Annotated in this window: 16 protein-coding genes and 1 tRNA gene; 3 read left to right on the top strand and 14 right to left on the bottom strand. The window is 50.8% G+C overall.

Annotated elements, in window-relative coordinates; all coding sequences use genetic code 11:
• Positions 1–11: 11 nt before the first annotated feature.
• Together O59_RS17880 and O59_RS21165 are read right to left on the bottom strand one after the other, a co-directional pair.
• Entirely contained in the window at positions 12–908 is an 897-nt protein-coding gene (locus O59_RS17880) for a TraB/GumN family protein (protein WP_007645182.1), read from the bottom strand.
• 185 nt (positions 909–1,093) lie between these two features.
• Positions 1,094–3,928, bottom strand: coding sequence for a DUF4397 domain-containing protein (locus tag O59_RS21165; protein ID WP_007645184.1), 2,835 nt, complete (start codon positions 3,926–3,928; stop codon positions 1,094–1,096).
• A gap of 316 nt (positions 3,929–4,244) precedes the next feature.
• Here O59_RS21165 and O59_RS17895 point away from each other — a divergent pair, with 316 nt between their 5' ends.
• The 3 genes from O59_RS17895 (at position 4,245) to O59_RS17905 (ending at position 6,457) form a co-directional block, all read left to right on the top strand.
• Positions 4,245–4,823, top strand: a complete 579-nt coding sequence (locus O59_RS17895) for a sigma-70 family RNA polymerase sigma factor (RefSeq protein WP_007645193.1) — start codon at positions 4,245–4,247, stop codon at positions 4,821–4,823.
• Positions 4,820–5,491, top strand: coding sequence for a ChrR family anti-sigma-E factor (locus O59_RS17900; protein WP_007645195.1), 672 nt, complete (start codon positions 4,820–4,822; stop codon positions 5,489–5,491). The genes O59_RS17895 and O59_RS17900 overlap by 4 nt, the downstream gene beginning before the upstream one ends.
• Before the next feature lie 258 nt (positions 5,492–5,749).
• Entirely contained in the window at positions 5,750–6,457 is a 708-nt protein-coding gene (locus O59_RS17905; RefSeq protein WP_007645197.1) for a Crp/Fnr family transcriptional regulator, read from the top strand.
• 309 nt (positions 6,458–6,766) lie between these two features.
• Here the strand turns inward: O59_RS17905 and O59_RS17910 are convergent, their stop codons facing one another.
• The 12 genes from O59_RS17910 to O59_RS17965 all read right to left on the bottom strand — a co-directional run bounded on the left by O59_RS17910 (position 6,767) and on the right by O59_RS17965 (position 19,336).
• Positions 6,767–7,219, bottom strand: a complete 453-nt coding sequence (locus O59_RS17910; protein WP_040393331.1) for a hypothetical protein — start codon at positions 7,217–7,219, stop codon at positions 6,767–6,769.
• Between the two features lie 301 nt (positions 7,220–7,520).
• A complete protein-coding gene (pnp, locus tag O59_RS17915) occupies positions 7,521–9,647 on the bottom strand; it encodes a polyribonucleotide nucleotidyltransferase (RefSeq protein ID WP_007645204.1) in 2,127 nt (708 codons plus the stop codon).
• A gap of 216 nt (positions 9,648–9,863) precedes the next feature.
• Complete coding sequence (gene rpsO / locus O59_RS17920) at positions 9,864–10,133, bottom strand: 30S ribosomal protein S15 (RefSeq protein WP_007645205.1); 270 nt, start codon at positions 10,131–10,133, stop codon at positions 9,864–9,866.
• A 177-nt stretch (positions 10,134–10,310) separates the two neighbouring features.
• Complete coding sequence (truB, locus tag O59_RS17925; protein WP_007645206.1) at positions 10,311–11,300, bottom strand: tRNA pseudouridine(55) synthase TruB; 990 nt, start codon at positions 11,298–11,300, stop codon at positions 10,311–10,313.
• Between the two features lie 6 nt (positions 11,301–11,306).
• A complete protein-coding gene (rbfA, locus tag O59_RS17930; protein WP_007645216.1) occupies positions 11,307–11,729 on the bottom strand; it encodes a 30S ribosome-binding factor RbfA in 423 nt (140 codons plus the stop codon).
• Between the two features lie 73 nt (positions 11,730–11,802).
• Positions 11,803–14,580 (bottom strand): translation initiation factor IF-2, encoded by a 2,778-nt coding sequence (gene infB / locus O59_RS17935; RefSeq protein WP_007645218.1) that lies wholly within the window; start codon positions 14,578–14,580, stop codon positions 11,803–11,805.
• 60 nt (positions 14,581–14,640) lie between these two features.
• The gene (nusA, locus tag O59_RS17940) at positions 14,641–16,122 is read right to left on the bottom strand and encodes a transcription termination factor NusA (protein ID WP_007645220.1); all 1,482 of its coding nucleotides are present in this window, start codon (positions 16,120–16,122) and stop codon (positions 14,641–14,643) included.
• Between the two features lie 111 nt (positions 16,123–16,233).
• Positions 16,234–16,731, bottom strand: coding sequence for a ribosome maturation factor RimP (rimP, locus tag O59_RS17945; RefSeq protein ID WP_007645222.1), 498 nt, complete (start codon positions 16,729–16,731; stop codon positions 16,234–16,236).
• Between the two features lie 294 nt (positions 16,732–17,025).
• Positions 17,026–17,102, bottom strand: a tRNA-Met gene (locus O59_RS17950).
• Positions 17,103–17,253: 151 nt separating this feature from the next.
• On the bottom strand, positions 17,254–18,189 hold the full coding sequence (locus tag O59_RS17955; protein WP_007645223.1) for a putative metalloprotease CJM1_0395 family protein: 936 nt from the start codon (positions 18,187–18,189) through the stop codon (positions 17,254–17,256).
• Between the two features lie 44 nt (positions 18,190–18,233).
• Positions 18,234–18,491, bottom strand: coding sequence for a hypothetical protein (locus O59_RS17960; protein WP_007645225.1), 258 nt, complete (start codon positions 18,489–18,491; stop codon positions 18,234–18,236).
• A gap of 170 nt (positions 18,492–18,661) precedes the next feature.
• Positions 18,662–19,336: a DUF2459 domain-containing protein gene (locus O59_RS17965; RefSeq protein WP_050977113.1), complete on the bottom strand. Its 675-nt coding sequence runs from the start codon at positions 19,334–19,336 to the stop codon at positions 18,662–18,664.
• Positions 19,337–19,377 lie beyond the last annotated feature (41 nt).

The following is a 19,377-nucleotide window of genomic DNA, read 5'->3' on the forward strand; positions in this document are numbered from 1 at the left end:
CTTTTAGCTAATTATGGTTGTTTGGCGAGATAAGGTTTTACCTGATAACCGCGCTGTTTAAGTTGCGCGAGCAGGCCATCTTTACTGGAGAGATGCAAACTACCCACCAACACCAGTTCCACATCGGTCGTTGCAAACAGTTTTTCTATTTTGGGTAGCCACGCCTGATTGCGTGCGATTAATAAATGCTGATAGACCTCGGGCGCTTCGCGGCGCATATCGGCCGACATTTCGCGATCCAATTTTTCCAGTTCACCACGACGCCAATAACCCAATGCTTTTTCCAACACCGCATCCATTTTGTGTAAATCGCGCAGGGTAGCTTTGATCACCATATTGGCATCCATATCCGCCAGCAATGCGAGCTGTGTTAATACTTCATCGCCGGATTCCAATTCCAATACGGGCTTGCTATCGGTTTTGGCTTTTTGGAAAAAAACCATATCCACTCCCTCTGCCACACCAAACCCCAAGCGCTGCATTTCAACTACCGAGAGCGACAGACTGACAAACATCGCTTTAAAGGCACTCATTTGGGCGATGGGATATTGGCGTGCGGCTGAAAAAGTCTGCAGCTCTTGCCAGAGTGCGGGTTGCAAATCCTCGGCCAGTGTTTTTCCGCCGCTGTACATAAATGCTTTCGCCATTTTTTGACCAAACTCAGGCGATGCCGCATTGTCCAGATTGGTTTCCAGTACCAGCACATCGGCGTGCTGATAGGCGTGATCATATTCGGCAGGCAAGGGGTAGTCGCTGCTGCGCAGCAAATGAATAGTGCCGCCTAAATAAATTTTCTGATTGCCCTTGCTGATCTCGTACAGACTGGTTTGTGCATGAGCGGATGCACTTGCCAACAGGCAGAGCAAGACAAAAAAACGGCTTATTGATAAATGGCGATGGATACTCATCGAACTCTCCTTGCGGCTTTATTGTTGTGTGGTGGTGTACGACCCAAAACACCACGTGTATCATTACACTAATACACAATAAGTAATCCCACAAGTCGCCGATGGAAAAATAGTGTTGCTCTGGGCAAAAAAAACGCCCGGACGAATCCGGGCGTTTTTAGGCAAAATAACCTGACAGGTAATTATTACGGCGCTAATGCATCCAAACCAATCACACCCAGCGGTGTTGTCAACCCAACACCATCGCGTGCTACGGCGGTGTAAACCATGCCAGTGGCAAAGGTCAGGGTGGCTTTGATGGCTTCGGTTTTGGTGCCGGTTGGAGTGATAATTACATCGTAGTCACCTGCAGCCAGCGATACATAACCGGTATCCGCCTTGAAGGGCACCGCAGTGAACGCGGGCATAGCTTCAGCGATGGACGCACCGGCAGCAACTACGTAGATATCCACCTCACCCGCCAACGAAGAACCGTGTACCAAACGCACTTTAGCTTCAGTCGCCACTTTGCGGTTGTTGTCAGTTAATAACAGCGGCTCGATGTTCGCCAAAGCGCCCACTGCCAGCAGGGTGTACTCGGTGCTGTTGGCCAGTGGCACGTCGGCGTTGATAACAACGGGGGTAGTTACACCGGTAGGCACAACTTTGAAGTTGTAAGTCGCCGCAGGCAGGTTCAGGTAGTTGGTGAATGCAGGGAATGCCAGGTTGCTGACGGCTGGAGCCACGCCGTCATTTGCGATTACATCCACTGCAGGCGCATCGGCGGAGGCGTGCACCACACGGATATTCGCCCCCGCCATAGCATCACCCAGTACTGCTACGTCGGCACCATCCACCACAATCAGCTGGATAGGCGATGTACCGGTACCCACGTTTGGCACAGCGCCGATTAGCAGGTCTTTACCGCTAGTGAGAGCAACTGAGCCTGAGTCAAATACCACGGTGTTATCGGGCAGGGTGACACGGATGCGATAAGTACCAGCGGGAACTTCGACGGGGCCTAAGGTTTCTTTAAATTCGAAACTGCCGAGTGAAGTCGCGTCAGAAATGGCATCGCCGGGTGCAGTCACATGCACTTTCACTTCCGGTGCAGCGGCTGCCAAGTGCGCCACACGCACACGCACGTTGTTGCCATTAGCCAGCTTGCCCATATCGGTCAGTAGCAAGGGTTCGATGTTAGCCACCGAATTCACGGCCAGTACGTCGTAACGCATGTTGGCATCAAAGGTTAAGTCGACGGGGCCTATCACGGTCGCGTTCCCGCCGGGAATTACACCTTCAACCGCGATGTTGTAGGTGCCGCCATCCAGCTCAAGGAAACCAGTCGTTTTCTGATAATCCAAGCCTGATGCAGCTACAGCGCCATCTACCCACAGATTCACTTTAGGTGCATCCGCAGACGCATGGATAACACGCACTTGGGTTTTGTTAGGTGCCAAACCATCCAAACCAATCACCCCCAAGGCCGCGGTCAAACCAGCGCCGTCGCGTGCGATCGCGGTATAAACACCACCATTTTCAAGGGCAACAGAGGCTTTGATGGCTTCAGTTTTGGTGCCGGTTGGCGCAATGATCACGTCGTATTCACCGGCAGCCAGGCTGACATAACCGGTTTCGGCTTTAAAAGGGATATTGGCGAATGCGGGTGATACAGTCGCGATATCCGCACCCGCAGCAACGACATAGATATCGACATTACCAGCCAGGGTTGAACCGTGCACCAAACGCACTTTGGCTTCGGTTGCCACCGAACGGTTGTTGTCGGTCAGCACCAAAGCCTCAATATTGGCCAGCGCACCTACCGCCAAAACGCTGTAGGCACTGCCGTTCGCCAGAGCTAAGTCGGCATCGATCACAACAGGGGTGGTCGCTGCGTTGGGAGTCACTTTGAAGTTGTAGGTCGCCGCAGGCAGGTTCAGGTAGCCAGTCGCTTCGGGGAATACGAGGTTAGCGATGGCAGGTGTATCAGCGTCATTCGCGGTGACATCGACAGCCGGTGCATCTGCCGAGGCGTGTACCACACGGATGTCGGCACCGGCATTTTTGTCGTTCAGGATTGCAACCGCATCACCATCCAATACCGCAAGGCTGATGGGCGATGAACCAGTGCCCACATTGGCTACCGCGCCCACCAACAGATCTTTGCCAGCCATTAATGCTACGGCGCCTGAATCGTAAACGACGGTATTGTCAGCCAGGGTTACGCGGATCTGGTAGGTGCCAGCATCCACTTCAACGGGGCCGAGAGTATCTTTAAATTCAAAAGTACCGAGCGGAGTAGCGCCGGCGAGGTCAGCGTCGGGCGCGGTGACAAACACTTTTACTTCGGGCGCGGCAGCGGCAAGGTGCGCTACACGCACCCGCACTTTGGTGGCATCGCTCAGGCTGCCAGTGTCCGCAATCACTAAAGGCTCTATATCGGCCACTGGACCGACGGCAATTACGTCGTAGGCGGTGTTGCCCGCCAACTGCAAATCAACCGGGCCAATCACTACCGCATTGCCGCTGGGGATAACACCCTCAACGGCGATATTGTAAGTGCCTTCATCCAGCTCCAATACGCCGGTCGATTGCAAATAATCCAGATCAGAAACCGCCTCCGCATTGTTTACCCACAGGTTCACTTTGGGCGCGTCGGCTGAACCATGGAATACACGCACGGTGGTTTTATCCAGTGGTACAACCGTTACGGTCGCCGAGGACTTTTTGGTGTTATCCGCAACACTGGTGGCTGTCACATGGTAAGTGCCTGGGGTGGCTGGTGCCGTATACACACCAGCGCCAGTTATGGTGCCGCCATTGGCTTCATCGACTGCCCAGCTAACGCTCGCATTTTTTGTACCGAAAACACTCGCCGTGAAATTTTGAGTCATGCCCACTTTTACCGTTACAGCAGCGGGGCTGACAGCTACACGCACATCTTGCTTTTTGCTATCGCTACCGCAGGCAACAAGAACGACGCTGAGTAATGCAAGCACCGCTCCTTTCGCGAGGGTAGTAAAACCTCTGAATGATTTCATTTTTCCTTACCTCTGGTATTGATCGTATTAGCTGTTATTGGTGATTAGATTGGATCGGTAACACAGGGCGAAACCCATTACATCGGTGGGTATCAGCGGGGATGGTTTACGCCCTGTTTTTTGGGAGGGATCAAACCGGCGTAAAAAAAATGAAAAATAATTTGCAAAAATTGCCCCATTACACAAATGCACGAAAACACGGGTGTATGGGTGATCGCTAGCAATAAAGGTGGCGTATTAGGTGTGTTACGGACTATCTAAAACTACCCGGTGAGCGATAATGAGACATCAAATGACGACGACAAAGGCCCGGTCGATGAATGACTCAAGTGCAGCAAACGATACCCCGGACTGGGGCGCCCTGCTTGCCCGCGTGGCCGAACACGATGACAAAGCAGCGTTTAGAGAGATCTACAAACACTTTGCACCACGTATAAAAGCCTATGCGATCAACCAAGGCTTTAGTCAGCATGCCGAAGTGTTGGTACAAGAGGTGATGACCAGTGTGTGGCGCAACGCCGGTAAATATTCCGAGGCGCTGGCCTCGGTGTCCACCTGGATTTTCACCATCACGCGCAACCAGCGTATCGATATGCTGCGCAAACTGAATCGCACCCGCGCGGAAGTGGTGATAGAAACTGAAGACTTGTGGCAGATCCCGACCGAGGACACCACCATTTGTTCGATTCAAAATTTATCGACGGAAAAGTTTGTAAAAAACGCCATCGATAAATTACCGGAAGAACAAATGATTGCACTGCGCAAAGTCTACTACGAAGGCAAAACCCACGAGGAAGTGGCAGAGGAATTGAAAATTCCTTTGGGGACAGTGAAAGGCCGCTTGCGCCTGTCGCTGCAGAAATTACGAGTAATGTTTGAGGCAAAAGAACTATGAGTGCTTATCATCCCGATGATATGACGTTAATGAATTACGCAGCGGGCAGCTTGAGTATTCCGCAAGCGCTGGCGGTGTCTATGCACCTCTGCTTTTGCCACGAATGTCGCGACTTGGTGAAAAATTTTAATCACTTGGGTGGCGCCCTGCTGGAAACCATCAAGCCCGCCAGCACCGAGGATGACGCGTTTGACTCATTGATGGCATCGTTGGAACCGCACGATCACAGCGACACACCAAAAGTGAAAGTGGACATGGGCAGTGCCGAAAAAATTACCCAGCATTTCAACAACCCTTTGCTGCGTTACCTGCCGACATCCCTCGCGGATTTACCCTGGCAACGCCAAACCAAAGAAATTAGCAAGTTTGATTTAACCTCGCTGCTGAATATAAAAGGTTTCCAAGTTGCCCTGCAAAAAATTAACGCCGGCGCCAAGGTTCCCACCCATACCCACAAAGGCTTTGAATACACAGTGATATTAAGTGGCGGCTTCTCCGATGAACTTGGTGTTTATCACGAAGGGGATTTTATTGCGCGCGACACCAGCCATAAACACAGCCCTACAGCGCTACAAAATGAAGATTGCATCTGTTTGACCGTATTAAATGCACCGCTGAAATTTACGGGTTGGCAACGCATATTTAATCCGTTTATGGCGTGGCATTAATCAACTTGCGCCACGTTTATGCCTGAGAAAAACTGACCGAGTTATCCCCGCTGCAGCGGGGATTTTTTTGCCCAAAATTCGAAACAATGGCCACAACGCGCAGTGCCACCTCCCAACAAAATCGCAACAACCCCCGGCGCAACAAATATTTCCCTATGCCCTGTAGCGGACAGACAGCAAAAAAACCATCCAGTAGACTCCAAAGCAAGACTTGTGGCATATCACTGGCCACGAGCCGCTTTCGCTACAGGACGCTCGATGCTAGCCCCCAATACTATCCCTCCGGTCAATCGCCTGATTGCAGGCTTATCGCCCGCCGCGCGTGAACAAATATTACAAAGCTGCGAACTGGTGGAATTAACCGCTGGCACCATATTGTGCGAGCCAGATCAACCCTTTCGCTATGTGTATTTTCCGCTTACCAGTTTTATTAATCTGGTAACCACACTGCGCGATCACCAGCCACTGGAAATGGGATTAATTGGCTACGAAGGAATGCTCGGCGCCACCGTAGCACTCGGCATTAACAGCGCCCCCATGCGCGCCATGGTGCAAGGTTCAGGCACTGCACTGCGCATGACGGCAGAAAAATTACAGCAACATTTGCAAGGCAACGCCGCTCTCGCCAGCACCTTTAATCGCTATTTATACGTGCTTATGGCACAGCTCGCACAAACCGCCGCCTGCGCCCACTTTCACGCGATCGAACCCCGCTTAGCCCGCTGGCTACTCATGACCCACGACCGCGCCCACGCCGATTATTTTCACCTTACCCAGGAATTTCTCGCCAACATGCTCGGCGTGCGCCGCAGCGGAATTACTGTCGCCGCCGGTGCATTACAAGAGCGAAAATTAATTCAATACACGCGCGGAAAAATCAGTATTTTGGATAGAGCAGGATTAGAAGCCGTTGCGTGTGAATGTTATGAAGCGGTAACTAAAGATTACGCGCGATTGTTTGAGTGATTTTTTAGCATTGGTTTTTAAACAAATTTCTTCTGTGAGTTTGATAACAAACTTAGCGATCACTTCTGCATCGCTCTCGGTTGCGAGAATAAATTGAATGCTCATCAATTATTCCTTTTTAGTATTCATCGTTGCGCTGGGTATCGTTGCACTCCACCCACTCTACGATTCTAATACCCACTCAATAAAAACGCCCGCCTCTTTCGAGGCGGGCGTTATTTAGCTGAAAGCAATTGCATTTAAGCAGCTTCAGTCGCAGCATCGGCGACCAACTTCCAACAACTCTTTGCCCGAGCAGAACGCAGTAACTTATTTTGAGGCAGCCTCTAAATGCTTATTGTATAGCCGCTCCGCTTGAGCGCGCAATGTAGATTGTATCGTTGAAGCAGCAGATGAAGGCGCCGTCATCAATGTGAGTGATGCATAACTATACCCGACTTTCATAAAACAAAGCCCCATCTCACCAGCATTCGGCTGTCGAAAATCTGTCCACTGGCAAACAGGTTTAAGCACTAAATTATCGGTAGCAAGTTCTACACTCACTTTAAGAGATGGTATTGGGGCATTTGGGGCCGCGAAGGTGCATTGATCAACCTTCGGAGTATCAGTTCCTTGGGGTGCCATTTGGCGTACGGCATTGTGTAGCCCAAGTGCGGCCAGCGCTTCGTTATCCACCCAGCCACAGGCGGAGTCAGCTGGTGCCGCGAAGGCTTTTGCCGCAAAAACCAACGGAAGAGAAAAAGCGATAAGTTTGTTACGCATACTCTGTTATCTCCATATAGATATTTGGAAACAGTTGCCCTCCAGAAAGCCAACCATTCAGCCAACCCCGTGTTAGCGCAAAAACTCCGCTCAATTATTTAAATTCACGTGGCAATAGCAGAAATTATCACGCGATATTTATTGAGCTATAACAGAAAATCGGCTTTTTATTGTAGTAGCCGGATTTTGTTAATAATTTTTAAAATTCTGTATGCAAAATTCGTTGAAGCATTTTTATTGTTAAAAAAACGCCCGCGTCTTTCGAGGCGGGCGTTTTTGTTTAGCTCAGAGCAGAGAAAAATTACTCTTCAGTAACTTCTACTGGTGCTGCTGCGCCAGACTCTTCGGCTAAAGCTTCTTTGATCGAAAGTTTGATGCGGCCGCGTTGATCAACGTCCAAACATTTCACTTTCACGATTTGGCCTTCTTTCAAATAATCGCTCACGCTGTTTACGCGCTCGTCGGCGATTTGAGAGATGTGGACCAAACCGTCTTTGCCCGGCAGGAAGTTTACGAATGCGCCGAAATCTACGATGCGCACTACAGTGCCTTCGTAAATTGCACCGATTTCTGCTTCAGCAACAATACCCATTACACGCAGAATTGCCGCTTGTAATGCGTCGTTGTTGTCGGCGTAAATCTTAACGGTACCGTCATCGTCGATATCAATTGAAGAACCAGTTTCTTCGGTGATTGCACGAATAGTCGCGCCGCCTTTACCGATGATGTCGCGGATTTTATCCGGATGAATTTTGATGGTTTCAAAACGTGGTGCATTTTCGCTAACGACTGAACGCGAGCTTGGCAGCACTTTGTTCATTTCACCGAGAATGTGTAAACGCGCGGCCAGAGCTTGCTCCAGTGCGATTTCCATAATCTCTTCGGTGATACCTTCGATTTTGATATCCATTTGCAGTGCAGTTACACCGCTGGTGGTACCGGCCACTTTAAAGTCCATATCGCCCAAATGATCTTCGTCGCCGAGGATGTCGGTCAATACCGCAAAGCCGTTAGCTTCTTTTACGAGGCCCATGGCAATACCGGCTACTGGTGCTTTGAGTGGAACACCGGCATCCATCAACGCCAGGCTCGCACCACATACAGAAGCCATTGAGCTTGAACCGTTAGATTCAGTAATTTCACTCACTACACGCAGGGTGTAAGGGAAATCAGATTCTTTTGGCAGTACCGAAGTGACACCGCGACGCGCCAAACGGCCGTGACCGATTTCACGACGACCAGTAGCGCCCATACGACCACACTCACCTACCGAGAAGGGTGGGAAGTTGTAGTGCAGCATGAATGCGTCTTTTTTGGAGCCTTCGAGGAAGTCGATAATTTGTGCATCACGCGCGTTACCCAAGGTCGCTACTACGAGCGCTTGCGTCTCACCACGAGTGAACAATGCAGAACCGTGCGCTTTGCCCAACACGCCAACTTCAACTTGAATGGGGCGAACGGTTTTGTTGTCGCGACCATCGATACGTGGCTCGCCCGCTACAATGCGTGAACGCACTAAACGGTATTCAACCATGCCGAATTCGGCTTTCACTTCATCGGCAGTAAAACCAGTCGCTTCAGTCGCCAATTCAGCAACCGCTTGATTGCGCAGCTCGCCCAGACGGTCGTAACGTTTTGCTTTATCGGTAATGCGGTAAGCCATACCGATTGAATCGCCAAAACCTTTGAGCAACGCGTCAGTCAAACCCGCTTTAACGGCAACTGGCTGCCACTCCCAACGCGGTTTGCCCGCATCGCGCGCCAATTCCACACAAGCTTGTACTACAGCTTGCATTTCCTGGTGAGCGTAAAGAACGGCGCCGAGCATAATATCTTCTGGCAATTCTTTTGCTTCAGATTCCACCATCAACACGGCGTCTTTAGTACCGGCAACCACCATGTCCAACTCGGAAGTTTCGAGTTGCTTGAAGCTTGGGTTGAGGATGTAACCCTCTTCCTGGGTGTAACCAACACGCGCGCCACCGATTGGGCCGTTGAATGGAATACCGGAGATAGCCAATGCGGCTGAGGTACCAATCATCGCCACGATATCGGGATCGTATTGCTTGTCAGTTGATACCACGGTGCAAACTACTTGCACTTCGTTGAGGAAACCTTCGGGGAACAATGGGCGAATGGGACGATCGATCAAACGCGAAGTCAGGGTTTCTTTTTCAGAAGGACGGCCCTCACGCTTCAAATAACCGCCGGGGATACGGCCAGCGGCGTAGCTTTTTTCCTGGTAATGCACAGACAGTGGGAAGAAATCCTGGCCTGGTGATGCTTGTTTTGCACCAACAACGGTACAAAGCACAGATACTTCACCCATAGTTGCCATCACTGCACCGGTTGCTTGACGCGCAATACGGCCAGTTTCGAGGGTTACGGTTTGGTTGCCGTATTGGAACTTTTTAATAATCGGATTCACTCTTTTATCCTTTGTTTTCACTAGAAATCATTTGCGTTAATTGTTACGCGTCTTAAGTTTGTTCTTTTCATTCAGCTCAATAAAAAATCATTAATCATGTGCATCCTGCCCGGGCGCTAATTTTTACTCTCACCAGCGCAATTCCCTAATCACTTTCTATTTTCAGAAACTAAAACTACAAAATAAAAGTGCCCGCAAAGCGGGCACTGGACAAACTTAACGGCGCAGACCTAATTTTTGAATCAGAGCAACGTAACGAGAAGAGTCCTTACCTTTCAGGTAGTCCAACAATTTACGACGGGCGTTTACCATACGGATCAGGCCGCGACGTGAATGGTGGTCAGCCTTATGGCTAGCGAAGTGACCTTGCAGTTTATTGATGTTGATAGTCAACAAAGCTACTTGAACTTCGGGCGAACCAGTATCGCCTTCTGCTTGTTGGTACTCTTTAACGATTGCAGCTTTTTCAGAAGCACTCAGTGCCATGATGTTTTCCTCAATTAATATGCAATTTAATTACAGCCCGCCCGTGCATATTTACAGGTGGGTTGTTGCGGTGATTATCCGGCGCTTATAAAGCGATGGATGTCAGTCGCGGCTTTTTATCGATTGGCAAATTGCCGCCTCGATAAATTCTTTTACCCCACTCGATCCGTTTCCAACCTACGTTTCGTTGGATGAGCGGTTGGCCAAAATTCGTTTAGGGGCTACACCACCTTCATCGGTGATACTGCCTAAACCGAGAAACGCGCGCGGCGATTGTTCGGTTTCTGCACAAAAGACGCGCACAATAGCACCTTGCTCGCCAAATCGATAGACCTTGGACACCATGACCGGGTTGCCCATACGGAAGTAATGGGCGCTATTGGCGGGTAAGTCTACGGCGGGCAAGCTGGCGACGGGTGCATCGGCGCTGAGCAAGTAGCTATCAAGCGCGGCATAAGCAGCTTCATCACCACTTGCTGCCTGCTCTTCATCGAAGCGAGCCTGCAATTCTTCCAATGTTACACACTGATCTTCATTAAATAGACCTGCGGCCGAGCGATGCAGGGTTTTGACATGGCCACCGCAGCCCAAAGCTTCACCGAGATCCACCGCAATGGAGCGAATATAGGTGCCCTTGGTACAGCGGATATCCAGCTCAACTTCGGCCTCTTCACCCGCGCGAAAAGCAAGAATATCAATGCTGTGAATCGTGACCGGACGCGGGGCACGCTCCACTTCAACCCCCTGACGCGCCATCTTATAAAGCGGCTGGCCATTGAGCTTCAATGCGGAATACATGGGTGGGACTTGCAAGATATCGCCAATCAGCGGTTTGAGCGCCGCTTCAACTTGCGTACGCGTAATCCCTGCTGTGGATTTTTGTTCGAGGATTTCACCGTCGGCATCGCAGGTATCGGTAGTCGCGCCCAGGCGAATACAGGTGCGATAGCCTTTATCAGCATCGAGCAAAAATTGGGAAAACTTGGTCGCCTCACCAAAACACAGGGGCAAAACACCGGTAGCAAGCGGGTCGAGCGCACCGGTATGACCGGCTTTCTCTACGAAAAACAAACGCTTGGCGCGCTGCAAGGCATGGTTGGAAGTCATGCCTGCCGGTTTGTGCAACAACAATACGCCATCGACTGGACGGCCTTTTCTACGTGCCATGAATAATTACTCGCCCTTGGTATCGTCGGGCGCTGCATCGCTGGCAGGCTCTTCATCGTGCTGGTGCAGACTGTCTTCTTTTAATGCCCGCTCGATTAAGGTGGACAGCGCCTGGCCTTTAACGGAGGTTTTGTCGTAAATAAACTGCAACTTGGGCACGGTCCGCATGCTCAATTCCCTAGCGATAAAGGTGCGCAAAAAACCGCTCGCCTTATTCAGAATCGAGGCTGCTGTGATGCTGTCTTTTTCGTCATCAACACCGACAAAGGTTACATAGACCTTGGCGTAAGCCATATCGCGGGTGACGGTGACTTCATTGATATTCACCATCCCGATACGCGGGTCGCGAATTTCGCTGCGAATTACCTGGGCCAGTATGCGCTGGATGGCATCGGAAACTCGGTCTGAACGGGTAAATTCTCTTGGCATGCGCCATTAACCTCTTAAAAATAACAAAGCCCCACTCCCATGACAGGAGTGGGGCGCGGGCCTTGCGCCGGGCTTAGAGCTGGCGCGCCACCTCTTTCACTTCGTAGACTTCGATCTGATCGCCGACTTTTACGTCGTAGTTCTTCACGCCGATACCACACTCAAAACCATTGCGCACTTCGGCAACATCGTCTTTGAAACGACGCAAGGATTCGAGTTCGCCGGTGAAGATCACCACGTTGTCGCGCAGTACACGGATCGGCTTGTTACGCGATACGGTACCCTCAATCACCATGCAACCAGCAACCTGGCCGAATTTCGGCGAATTGAACACTTCACGTACATTGGCGATACCAACAATGGTCTCAACACGCTCTGGATCAAGCATACCGCTGAGCGCTGCTTTCACTTCGTCCAGCAATTGGTAGATGATGCTGTAGTAGCGAATATCAACACCTTCAGACTCCGCCATGCGACGGGTAGTGCTGTCGGCGCGCACGTTAAAGCCAACAATGATGGCACCGGAGGTAATCGCCAGGTTCACATCATTTTCGGTAATGCCGCCGATACCGGAGGAGATAATGTTCACTTGTACTTCATCGTTACCGATGTCATTGAGTGACGCCATAATCGCTTCGAGTGAACCGCGCACATCCGCTTTAACCACAACTGTCAGATTTTTCTTCTGACCCGCTTCCATATTGGAGAACATGTTCTCCAGCTTGGATGCCTGGAAGCGTGCAAGTTTCTCTTTACGCTCTTTCTCGGCACGGAACTGGGCAACTTCACGGGCTTTACGCTCATCAGTCAGCACCACAAAATCATCGCCAGCGCTTGGTGCGGTATCCAGACCCAGAATTTCAACCGGGGTAGACGGACCGGCTTCAGTCACTTGCTGACCGCGCTCGTTGCTCATCGCACGCACACGACCATAACTTTGACCAGCAAGGATCAAATCGCCCTGCTTCAAAGTACCTTGTTGCACAAGGATGGTGGCAACAGTACCGCGGCCTTTATCGACACGCGCTTCAATCACCACACCTTTAGCCGCTGCACTTGGTACCGCATGCAATTCCAGTACTTCGGCTTGCAACGAGATAGCTTCAAGCAGCTCATCAATACCTTGGCCAGTATGGGCAGATACCTGGATAAACTGGGTATCACCACCGTAGTTTTCAGGGATAACACCCTTCACTACCAATTCATTGGTTACACGATCCGGATCAGCAGAGGGTTTATCACACTTGTTGATCGCCACAACGATAGGCACACCGGCAGCGCGGGCGTGAAGAATCGCTTCTTCCGTTTGCGGCATTACGCCGTCGTCCGCTGCCACTACCAGAATCACCACGTCAGTTGCCTTGGCACCACGGGCGCGCATTGCGGTAAACGCGGCGTGACCGGGAGTGTCGAGGAAGGTGATTTCGCCGCGAGAAGTCGATACGCGATAAGCACCGATATGCTGGGTAATACCACCGGCTTCACCGGCTGCTACCTTGGCTTCGCGGATATAGTCGAGCAGTGAGGTCTTACCATGGTCAACGTGACCCATTACGGTAACTACCGGCGCGCGCTGTACCAGATCACCTTCGGTTTCGAGGGATTTTTCCAGTGCGTGTTCAATGTCGTTTTCGCTGACCAGAACCGCCTGATGCCCCATCTCTTCAACCAGCAGCACCGCAGTGTCCTGATCGATCGATTCGTTCATCGAGGCCATCACGCCCATCTTCATCAGGCGCTTGATCACTTCACCCACTTTAACTGTGAGACGCTGCGCCAGTTCTGATACGGCAATCGTCTCAGGTACATTCACTTCATGGACGATTTTAGTGGTCGGTTTTTTAAAGGCGTGTTTGTTGTGCTTTTTATGGCTGGCGCGCAAATGACTGCGACGGGCTAATACATCGCTGTCTTCACCATCATCAGCAACAAAATCAAGCAATTCCAATTTGGGGTTCTTTTTGGACGGCGCGCCCTTTTTAACAGCCTTGCCAGCACCACGTTTACTGCGCTCTGAATCATCATCGATATCATCCGCTTTGTGATGACTCTTTTTGTGACCATGGCCGTGACCGTGTTTGGTATCTTCTTTGTCGGCCGGTGGAGCAATAATCGCAACCGCTGGCTTGCCTTTGGCTGGGCCGCGCGCATCGGGACGAGCGGTTTTAGCAGGTGCTTGACCCGCTGATTTCTCCGCAGGCTTCTCGGTGCGAACCGGATTGCGCTTGGCTTCTTCGGCGGCGCGTTTTGCATCTTCTTTTGCTTTCAGCTCAGCTTGGCGTGCAGCTTCTTCCGCCTGGCGACGCTCAATAGCAGCGCGGCGTTTTTCTTCGATGCCATCGGTAAATGAAATGCGATGGGAAGGTGCCTCCACTGCAACAGAGGCATCAGCCACTTCAGCGACAGCCGCTGGCTCAGGTTCGGGCACCACTACTGGCTCAGGCTCGGGCACAACTTCTGCCTGAACCACTACCGGCTCGGGAATAGCTTCAATTACTGCCGGCTCTTGCTCAGCTTCAGGGGTATCAAACGTTGCCGATTCAGCCACTTCATCCTCGCGCTTGATGTAAGTGCGCTTTTTACGCACTTCAACATTCACGGTTTTCTTTGCATTACCCGTACCGGTTTTAATGGTAGTGGTGATTTTGCGCTGCAAAGTGATTTTGGTTGGCTCACTGGCGGCCTCGCCATGACTGGTCTTCAAAAAAGTCAGCAAACGCTGCTTCTCATCGTCCGAAACTTTTGCGTCCGCATTCTTGTGATGCAAACCCGCTTCTTGCATTTGCTTGAGCAAACGCTCTACCGGTGCACCTATCGATTTGGCGAGTTCGTTAACGGTTACTTCTGCCATTGTTTTTCCTCAGGGATTGTTCGTTGCCTACAGGGTTTTGCTCACAGGAGTGGCTCACTCTTAGGCAAACCAGGGCTCGCGCGCTTTCATAATCAGTGCGGCGGCACGAGTCGCATCAACACCTTCTATATCCAATAAATCATCAATGGATTGCTCAGCCAAATCTTCCATAGTGACTATGCCGCGACTAGCCAAACTAATTGCCAGCGCCTCATCCATACCTTCCATACCCAACAGATCTTCTGCCGGTGCAACACCTTCGATACGCTCTTCCGATGCCAAGGCTTGTGTCAGCAAGGCATCTTTGGCGCGCGCACGCAATTCTTCGGCGATAGTTTCATCAAAACCGTCAATGGCGAGCATTTCTTCCAGCGGCACATAGGCAACTTCTTCGAGCGTAGTAAAACCTTCTTCGACCAATACACCAGCGATATCTTCATCCACATCCAACGCATTCATAAACATGCTGATGTAACTACCCGATTCCGCTTCTTGCTTGGACTGCCATTCAGCAACGCTCATGACATTGATATTCCAGCCGGTCAATTCGCAGGCAAGACGCACATTTTGACCACCGCGACCAATTGCCATTGCGAGGTTATCTTCATTGACAGCGAGATCCATTGAGCCAGCATCTTCATCAACCACAATGGATTCAATTTCGGCAGGTGACATAGCGTTGATAACAAATTGCGCCGGGTTATCGTCCCACAACACAATATCAACACGCTCGCCACCCAACTCGTTAGATACTGCTTGTACGCGCGAACCGCGCATACCGACACAAGCACCCACGGGATCAATACGACCGTCGTTGGTTTTTACCGCAATTTTTGCGCGCAAACCGGGGTCGCGTGCCGCGCCTTTAATTTCAATCACCTCTTCAGCAATCTCAGGCACTTCGATTTTAAACAGCTCCACCAACATTTGCGGATTGGAGCGGCTCAACAACAATTGTGGCCCACGCGCTTCAGTGCGAACTTCCAGCAACAAGGCGCGGATACGATCGCCCATGCGGAAAATTTCACGACCAATCAATTGATCGCGCGGCAAAATACCTTCGGCGTTATTGCCCAAATCGACAATAATGCTGTCGCGCGTAACTTTTTTCACAGTACCGCTAATCAACTCACCCATACGGTCGCGATATTCATCAACCATTTGCGCGCGTTCGGCTTCGCGAACTTTTTGCACAATAACTTGTTTGGCAGTTTGCGCTGCAATGCGACCAAATTCCGCATTTTCAATTTTTTCGCGATAGATATCGCCCACTTTAAGACCGGCATCTTTATCGCGCGCTTCATCCAGATACAACTGGGTACCCAGTTCTGCCATTGCATCATCAGCAACAACTTCCCAAATGCGATAAGTGTCGTAATCACCGGTAGTGCGATTAATAGCAACTTCGATAGTTGAGTCTTCATCAAAGCGTTTTTTGGTGGCAGTAGCGAGTGCAATTTCAATCGCCTGGAAAATTAATTCCTTATCAACACCCTTCTCATTTGATACCGCATCAGCGACCAGCAAAATTTCTTTGTTCATTGGTTTGCCTCTGTTAACTCCTCAAGCCAGTGAAGTGCGCACACCCACCAGATAAATGACGTTTTCCATCTCAATTCGCGGCAAAATGATTCTTGCAGCGATTTATTACAATTACTCTTTATCGTCGAGCAAATTATGCTGGCGCATTAGATCGTCGTAGCGCGGCTCAACATTCGCCTTGTCGATGGTATCGATAGACAATTGCACCTCTTTATTGTCGACCAATAAAAACACATCACCATTTTCCACTTTGGTCACAACACCTTTAAAGCGGCGACGCCCATCGCGGGCAATACGCATACGCACACTGATGGTTTCACCCACGTAACGCACATACTGCGACTCTTTATAGAGTGGGCGATCCATTCCCGGCGATGAAACCTCCAGGGTGTACTCGCCATCAATGGGATCTTCAACATCAAACACACTACTAATCTGGCGACTCACACGCTCGCAATCTTCCAGCGATACACCGTTAGGGCCATCAATAAAGATGCGCACAGTGGTGTAACGCCCCTGCGTCAAATACTCCAATCCCCACAGTTCACAGCCCAACGCCGTAGTAACCGGGGTAATCATTTGTTCTAACAATTCTTGCTTGGATGCCATGCTTTAATCCGCAATAAACCAGGCCTGCAAAAGTAGCAGCCCAAAAAACAAAAATGGGCACAAGGCCCATTCGAACGATTACTTCATTCATCACCCAGGCCTGCGTGATGGGGCTTAGCCCAGAGACGACAAACACAAAAACAATAAATACAAAAAAGCCCCATAAAGGGGCTTCTCGACTTGAATCTGCTTTATAACAAAGCAAATTCAATACTTCTTGTTATTGGCGAGAAACGGGAGTCCCTTATCTCAACCTGTTTCTTGTCAAACAATCTAACAAGAAGCAAAGAATTTTGGTTGCGGGGGCAGGATTTGAACCTACGACCTTCGGGTTATGAGCCCGACGAGCTACCAAGCTGCTCCACCCCGCGACTGAAACTCACAATTGCTAACTGCTCAAGTGAGGCCGCGAATTATAGGGAGACACCCATGTGCGGTCAAGAGATATTATAGCTAAATCTAAATAAAACCCTTATGCGCCGCTTTGTTGTGCGATCTGTTTAAAAAGCTAACAAAGACGCGTTACACAGTTTTATTTAACAAACTTCCCACGGTAGGGCCAGCCTCAAACACACCAATTTCTAACAGGCGGCGGTTGATATCGATATTGCGCCGGGCAGTTTCGTTAAATAACTCCGCGCGCGCCTGGCGCTGATCCAACTGACGCTGTTCAGCCTCAAAGCGCTGCTGGTCAGCCTGTAGGCGCTGCTCTTCTTCGGCCAAACGCTCTTTTCTGGCCTCGGCTTCTTTTTCTGCTTCGGCGCGCTGAGCCTCAGTCTGCTGGGCATCCGCTTGACTGGATTCATCGACCGAAGCAGCTGCTTGGGTATCACCCCGCGCTTCCGCAGTTTGCTGCTCGGATTCAATCGCCTGCTGCTGGCGCAATTCGACACGAGCCTGCTGCTCCATTTGTGCAGCTTGTGCGGCGACGCGTGCGTCCTGTGAGGAAGGCTCAGCCGGCGCATTGGCAGCACGGCGAATTTGCTGTGCTTTGCGCAGTGTCGCTTCAGGATCGCCGGGAATAGGACTGGTATCAATTTGCACTTCACCGCCGATGGCATAACTTACGCCATCGGGGCCGCGCTGATAGGTATAACTGGTACCGCGCGCATATTGACCGGCCACCGATGCATGAGCCTGCTCATGAGCGCGAACTTCGCGGTCACGCGCGGCCAATTCCTGAATCTGTTCACGCTCAGCTTTTAACTGTTCATCGCTACTGGCGTTTCTTGATTGTGCTTCCTGAGCACCGCGTTCAACGCGGTCGCGCTCGACATCATCGTTAGGGCGCTCATCGGGAAAGCGACGATTGAGAGTACGCCCCGACTCTGCCAGCTGCTCTGCCGGGCGGAAACTGGACGATTTAAGATCTGTACTTTCCTGACTAACAGGTGCGCGCCCCACCGGCGCAAAGGGCGCTATGGTATTGGCGAAGCTAGAAGGAATACTACTGATCACTCAGATCACCTCACTCAGCATCTTTCCGGCACAAGCCTTCAGCACTAGGCCCTCACATCCAGCAATGTGCCAATCATTTCATCAGCCGCCTTAACCACTTTGGCCGAGCTATCAAATACCTGACTTTGCACTTTGAGATTCACCAGTGACGACGCGAGGTCTTGCGACTGGGAGTTAGCGGCGGGGACATCCGCACGCTGGGTAGTACCCGCCTGCGCAATCTGCTGCGCCGACTGCAACATGGATGACTGGCTTTTTTGCATGCCAATCAACCCTTGGTTGACTACAGAACCTACGTCCATCCGCTTACCCTCTTAAATAATGGATGACAAGGAAGCCGCCTTGGACGCATCTTCCCCACTATTGAAGGTAAGTCTACGCCAAGAACGAATAAAAAACAGCCAGAATTGCCGCCTGAATTGGCATTTTTAAGATGAGTTGGATGTAAAAAACGAAACAATATAACCGTCAATTATTCTGCGGTTGCCAAAGAACCCTGCTCAATCAAACCGAGTGATTGCTGATAGTTGGAGATAAAACGAGCCTGCTCAAACACACTTTGCGCGGTGAGCTGCAAGCCGCTGCGCACCGGCAATTTTGCCGCTTGTAGTGCGCGACCACTCCAGGTATTGCAGTTGCTAAACAGGCCGTAATCGCCGCTGGACTGATAAAAATGGCCCGTATCTGTTGCATAGGAAGGCAAGGAAATTATGTTGCCGGAGGCATCCAGCGCAAAGGACTTATCGAGGTAGCGAATCAACCGGCGCATCCCTTTATCACTAATGGCGATGGCTACGCGGGTATCAGTTGGAATTTGCCCAAAGGGCGATTGCGCATAGGTCAGCACCTGCAGCGCGGAATAATCCGAAGCCAGCAGCGCCTTGGTCGCCGCACCGAAGGATTTACTTTTGCCGGTGAAATAATCGCCATCGCCCCAGCCGATGCGCACAAACTGCTGGCCGGCGGCCTCCGCCTGCAAATGTTGGCTGTAACGGGAAACGGTGGCGGCATCCAGCATAATGCTGGTGTGCCATTCGCGATAAATAAAATAGAGTGTGTGCTCAGTATTGGCGATAGGAATTTTTTGTTTGTTGGGCATACTGCTGCAGGCCGATAAAACCGGCAGCAACAATAAACAAAACAACATTCGCACTGAGTGGCTCATCATTATCCAGTTAGCGTTTGAGC

Source organism: Cellvibrio sp. BR, from assembly GCF_000263355.1.
GTDB lineage: Bacteria > Pseudomonadota > Gammaproteobacteria > Pseudomonadales > Cellvibrionaceae > Cellvibrio.

Excerpts from the sequence above, each read along its gene's own strand:
- O59_RS17880 (WP_007645182.1), bottom strand. The coding sequence starts at position 908 with ATGAGTATCCATCGCCATTTATCAATAAGCCGTTTTTTTGTCTTGCTC.
- O59_RS21165 (WP_007645184.1), bottom strand. The coding sequence starts at position 3,928 with ATGAAATCATTCAGAGGTTTTACTACCCTCGCGAAAGGAGCGGTGCTT.
- O59_RS17895 (WP_007645193.1), top strand. The coding sequence starts at position 4,245 with ATGAATGACTCAAGTGCAGCAAACGATACCCCGGACTGGGGCGCCCTG.
- O59_RS17900 (WP_007645195.1), top strand. The coding sequence starts at position 4,820 with ATGAGTGCTTATCATCCCGATGATATGACGTTAATGAATTACGCAGCG.
- O59_RS17905 (WP_007645197.1), top strand. The coding sequence starts at position 5,750 with ATGCTAGCCCCCAATACTATCCCTCCGGTCAATCGCCTGATTGCAGGC.
- O59_RS17910 (WP_040393331.1), bottom strand. The coding sequence starts at position 7,219 with ATGCGTAACAAACTTATCGCTTTTTCTCTTCCGTTGGTTTTTGCGGCA.
- rpsO (WP_007645205.1), bottom strand. The coding sequence starts at position 10,133 with ATGGCACTGAGTGCTTCTGAAAAAGCTGCAATCGTTAAAGAGTACCAA.
- truB (WP_007645206.1), bottom strand. The coding sequence starts at position 11,300 with ATGGCACGTAGAAAAGGCCGTCCAGTCGATGGCGTATTGTTGTTGCAC.
- rbfA (WP_007645216.1), bottom strand. The coding sequence starts at position 11,729 with ATGCCAAGAGAATTTACCCGTTCAGACCGAGTTTCCGATGCCATCCAG.
- infB (WP_007645218.1), bottom strand. The coding sequence starts at position 14,580 with ATGGCAGAAGTAACCGTTAACGAACTCGCCAAATCGATAGGTGCACCG.
- nusA (WP_007645220.1), bottom strand. The coding sequence starts at position 16,122 with ATGAACAAAGAAATTTTGCTGGTCGCTGATGCGGTATCAAATGAGAAG.
- rimP (WP_007645222.1), bottom strand. The coding sequence starts at position 16,731 with ATGGCATCCAAGCAAGAATTGTTAGAACAAATGATTACCCCGGTTACT.
- O59_RS17960 (WP_007645225.1), bottom strand. The coding sequence starts at position 18,491 with ATGGACGTAGGTTCTGTAGTCAACCAAGGGTTGATTGGCATGCAAAAA.
- O59_RS17965 (WP_050977113.1), bottom strand. The coding sequence starts at position 19,336 with ATGTTGTTTTGTTTATTGTTGCTGCCGGTTTTATCGGCCTGCAGCAGT.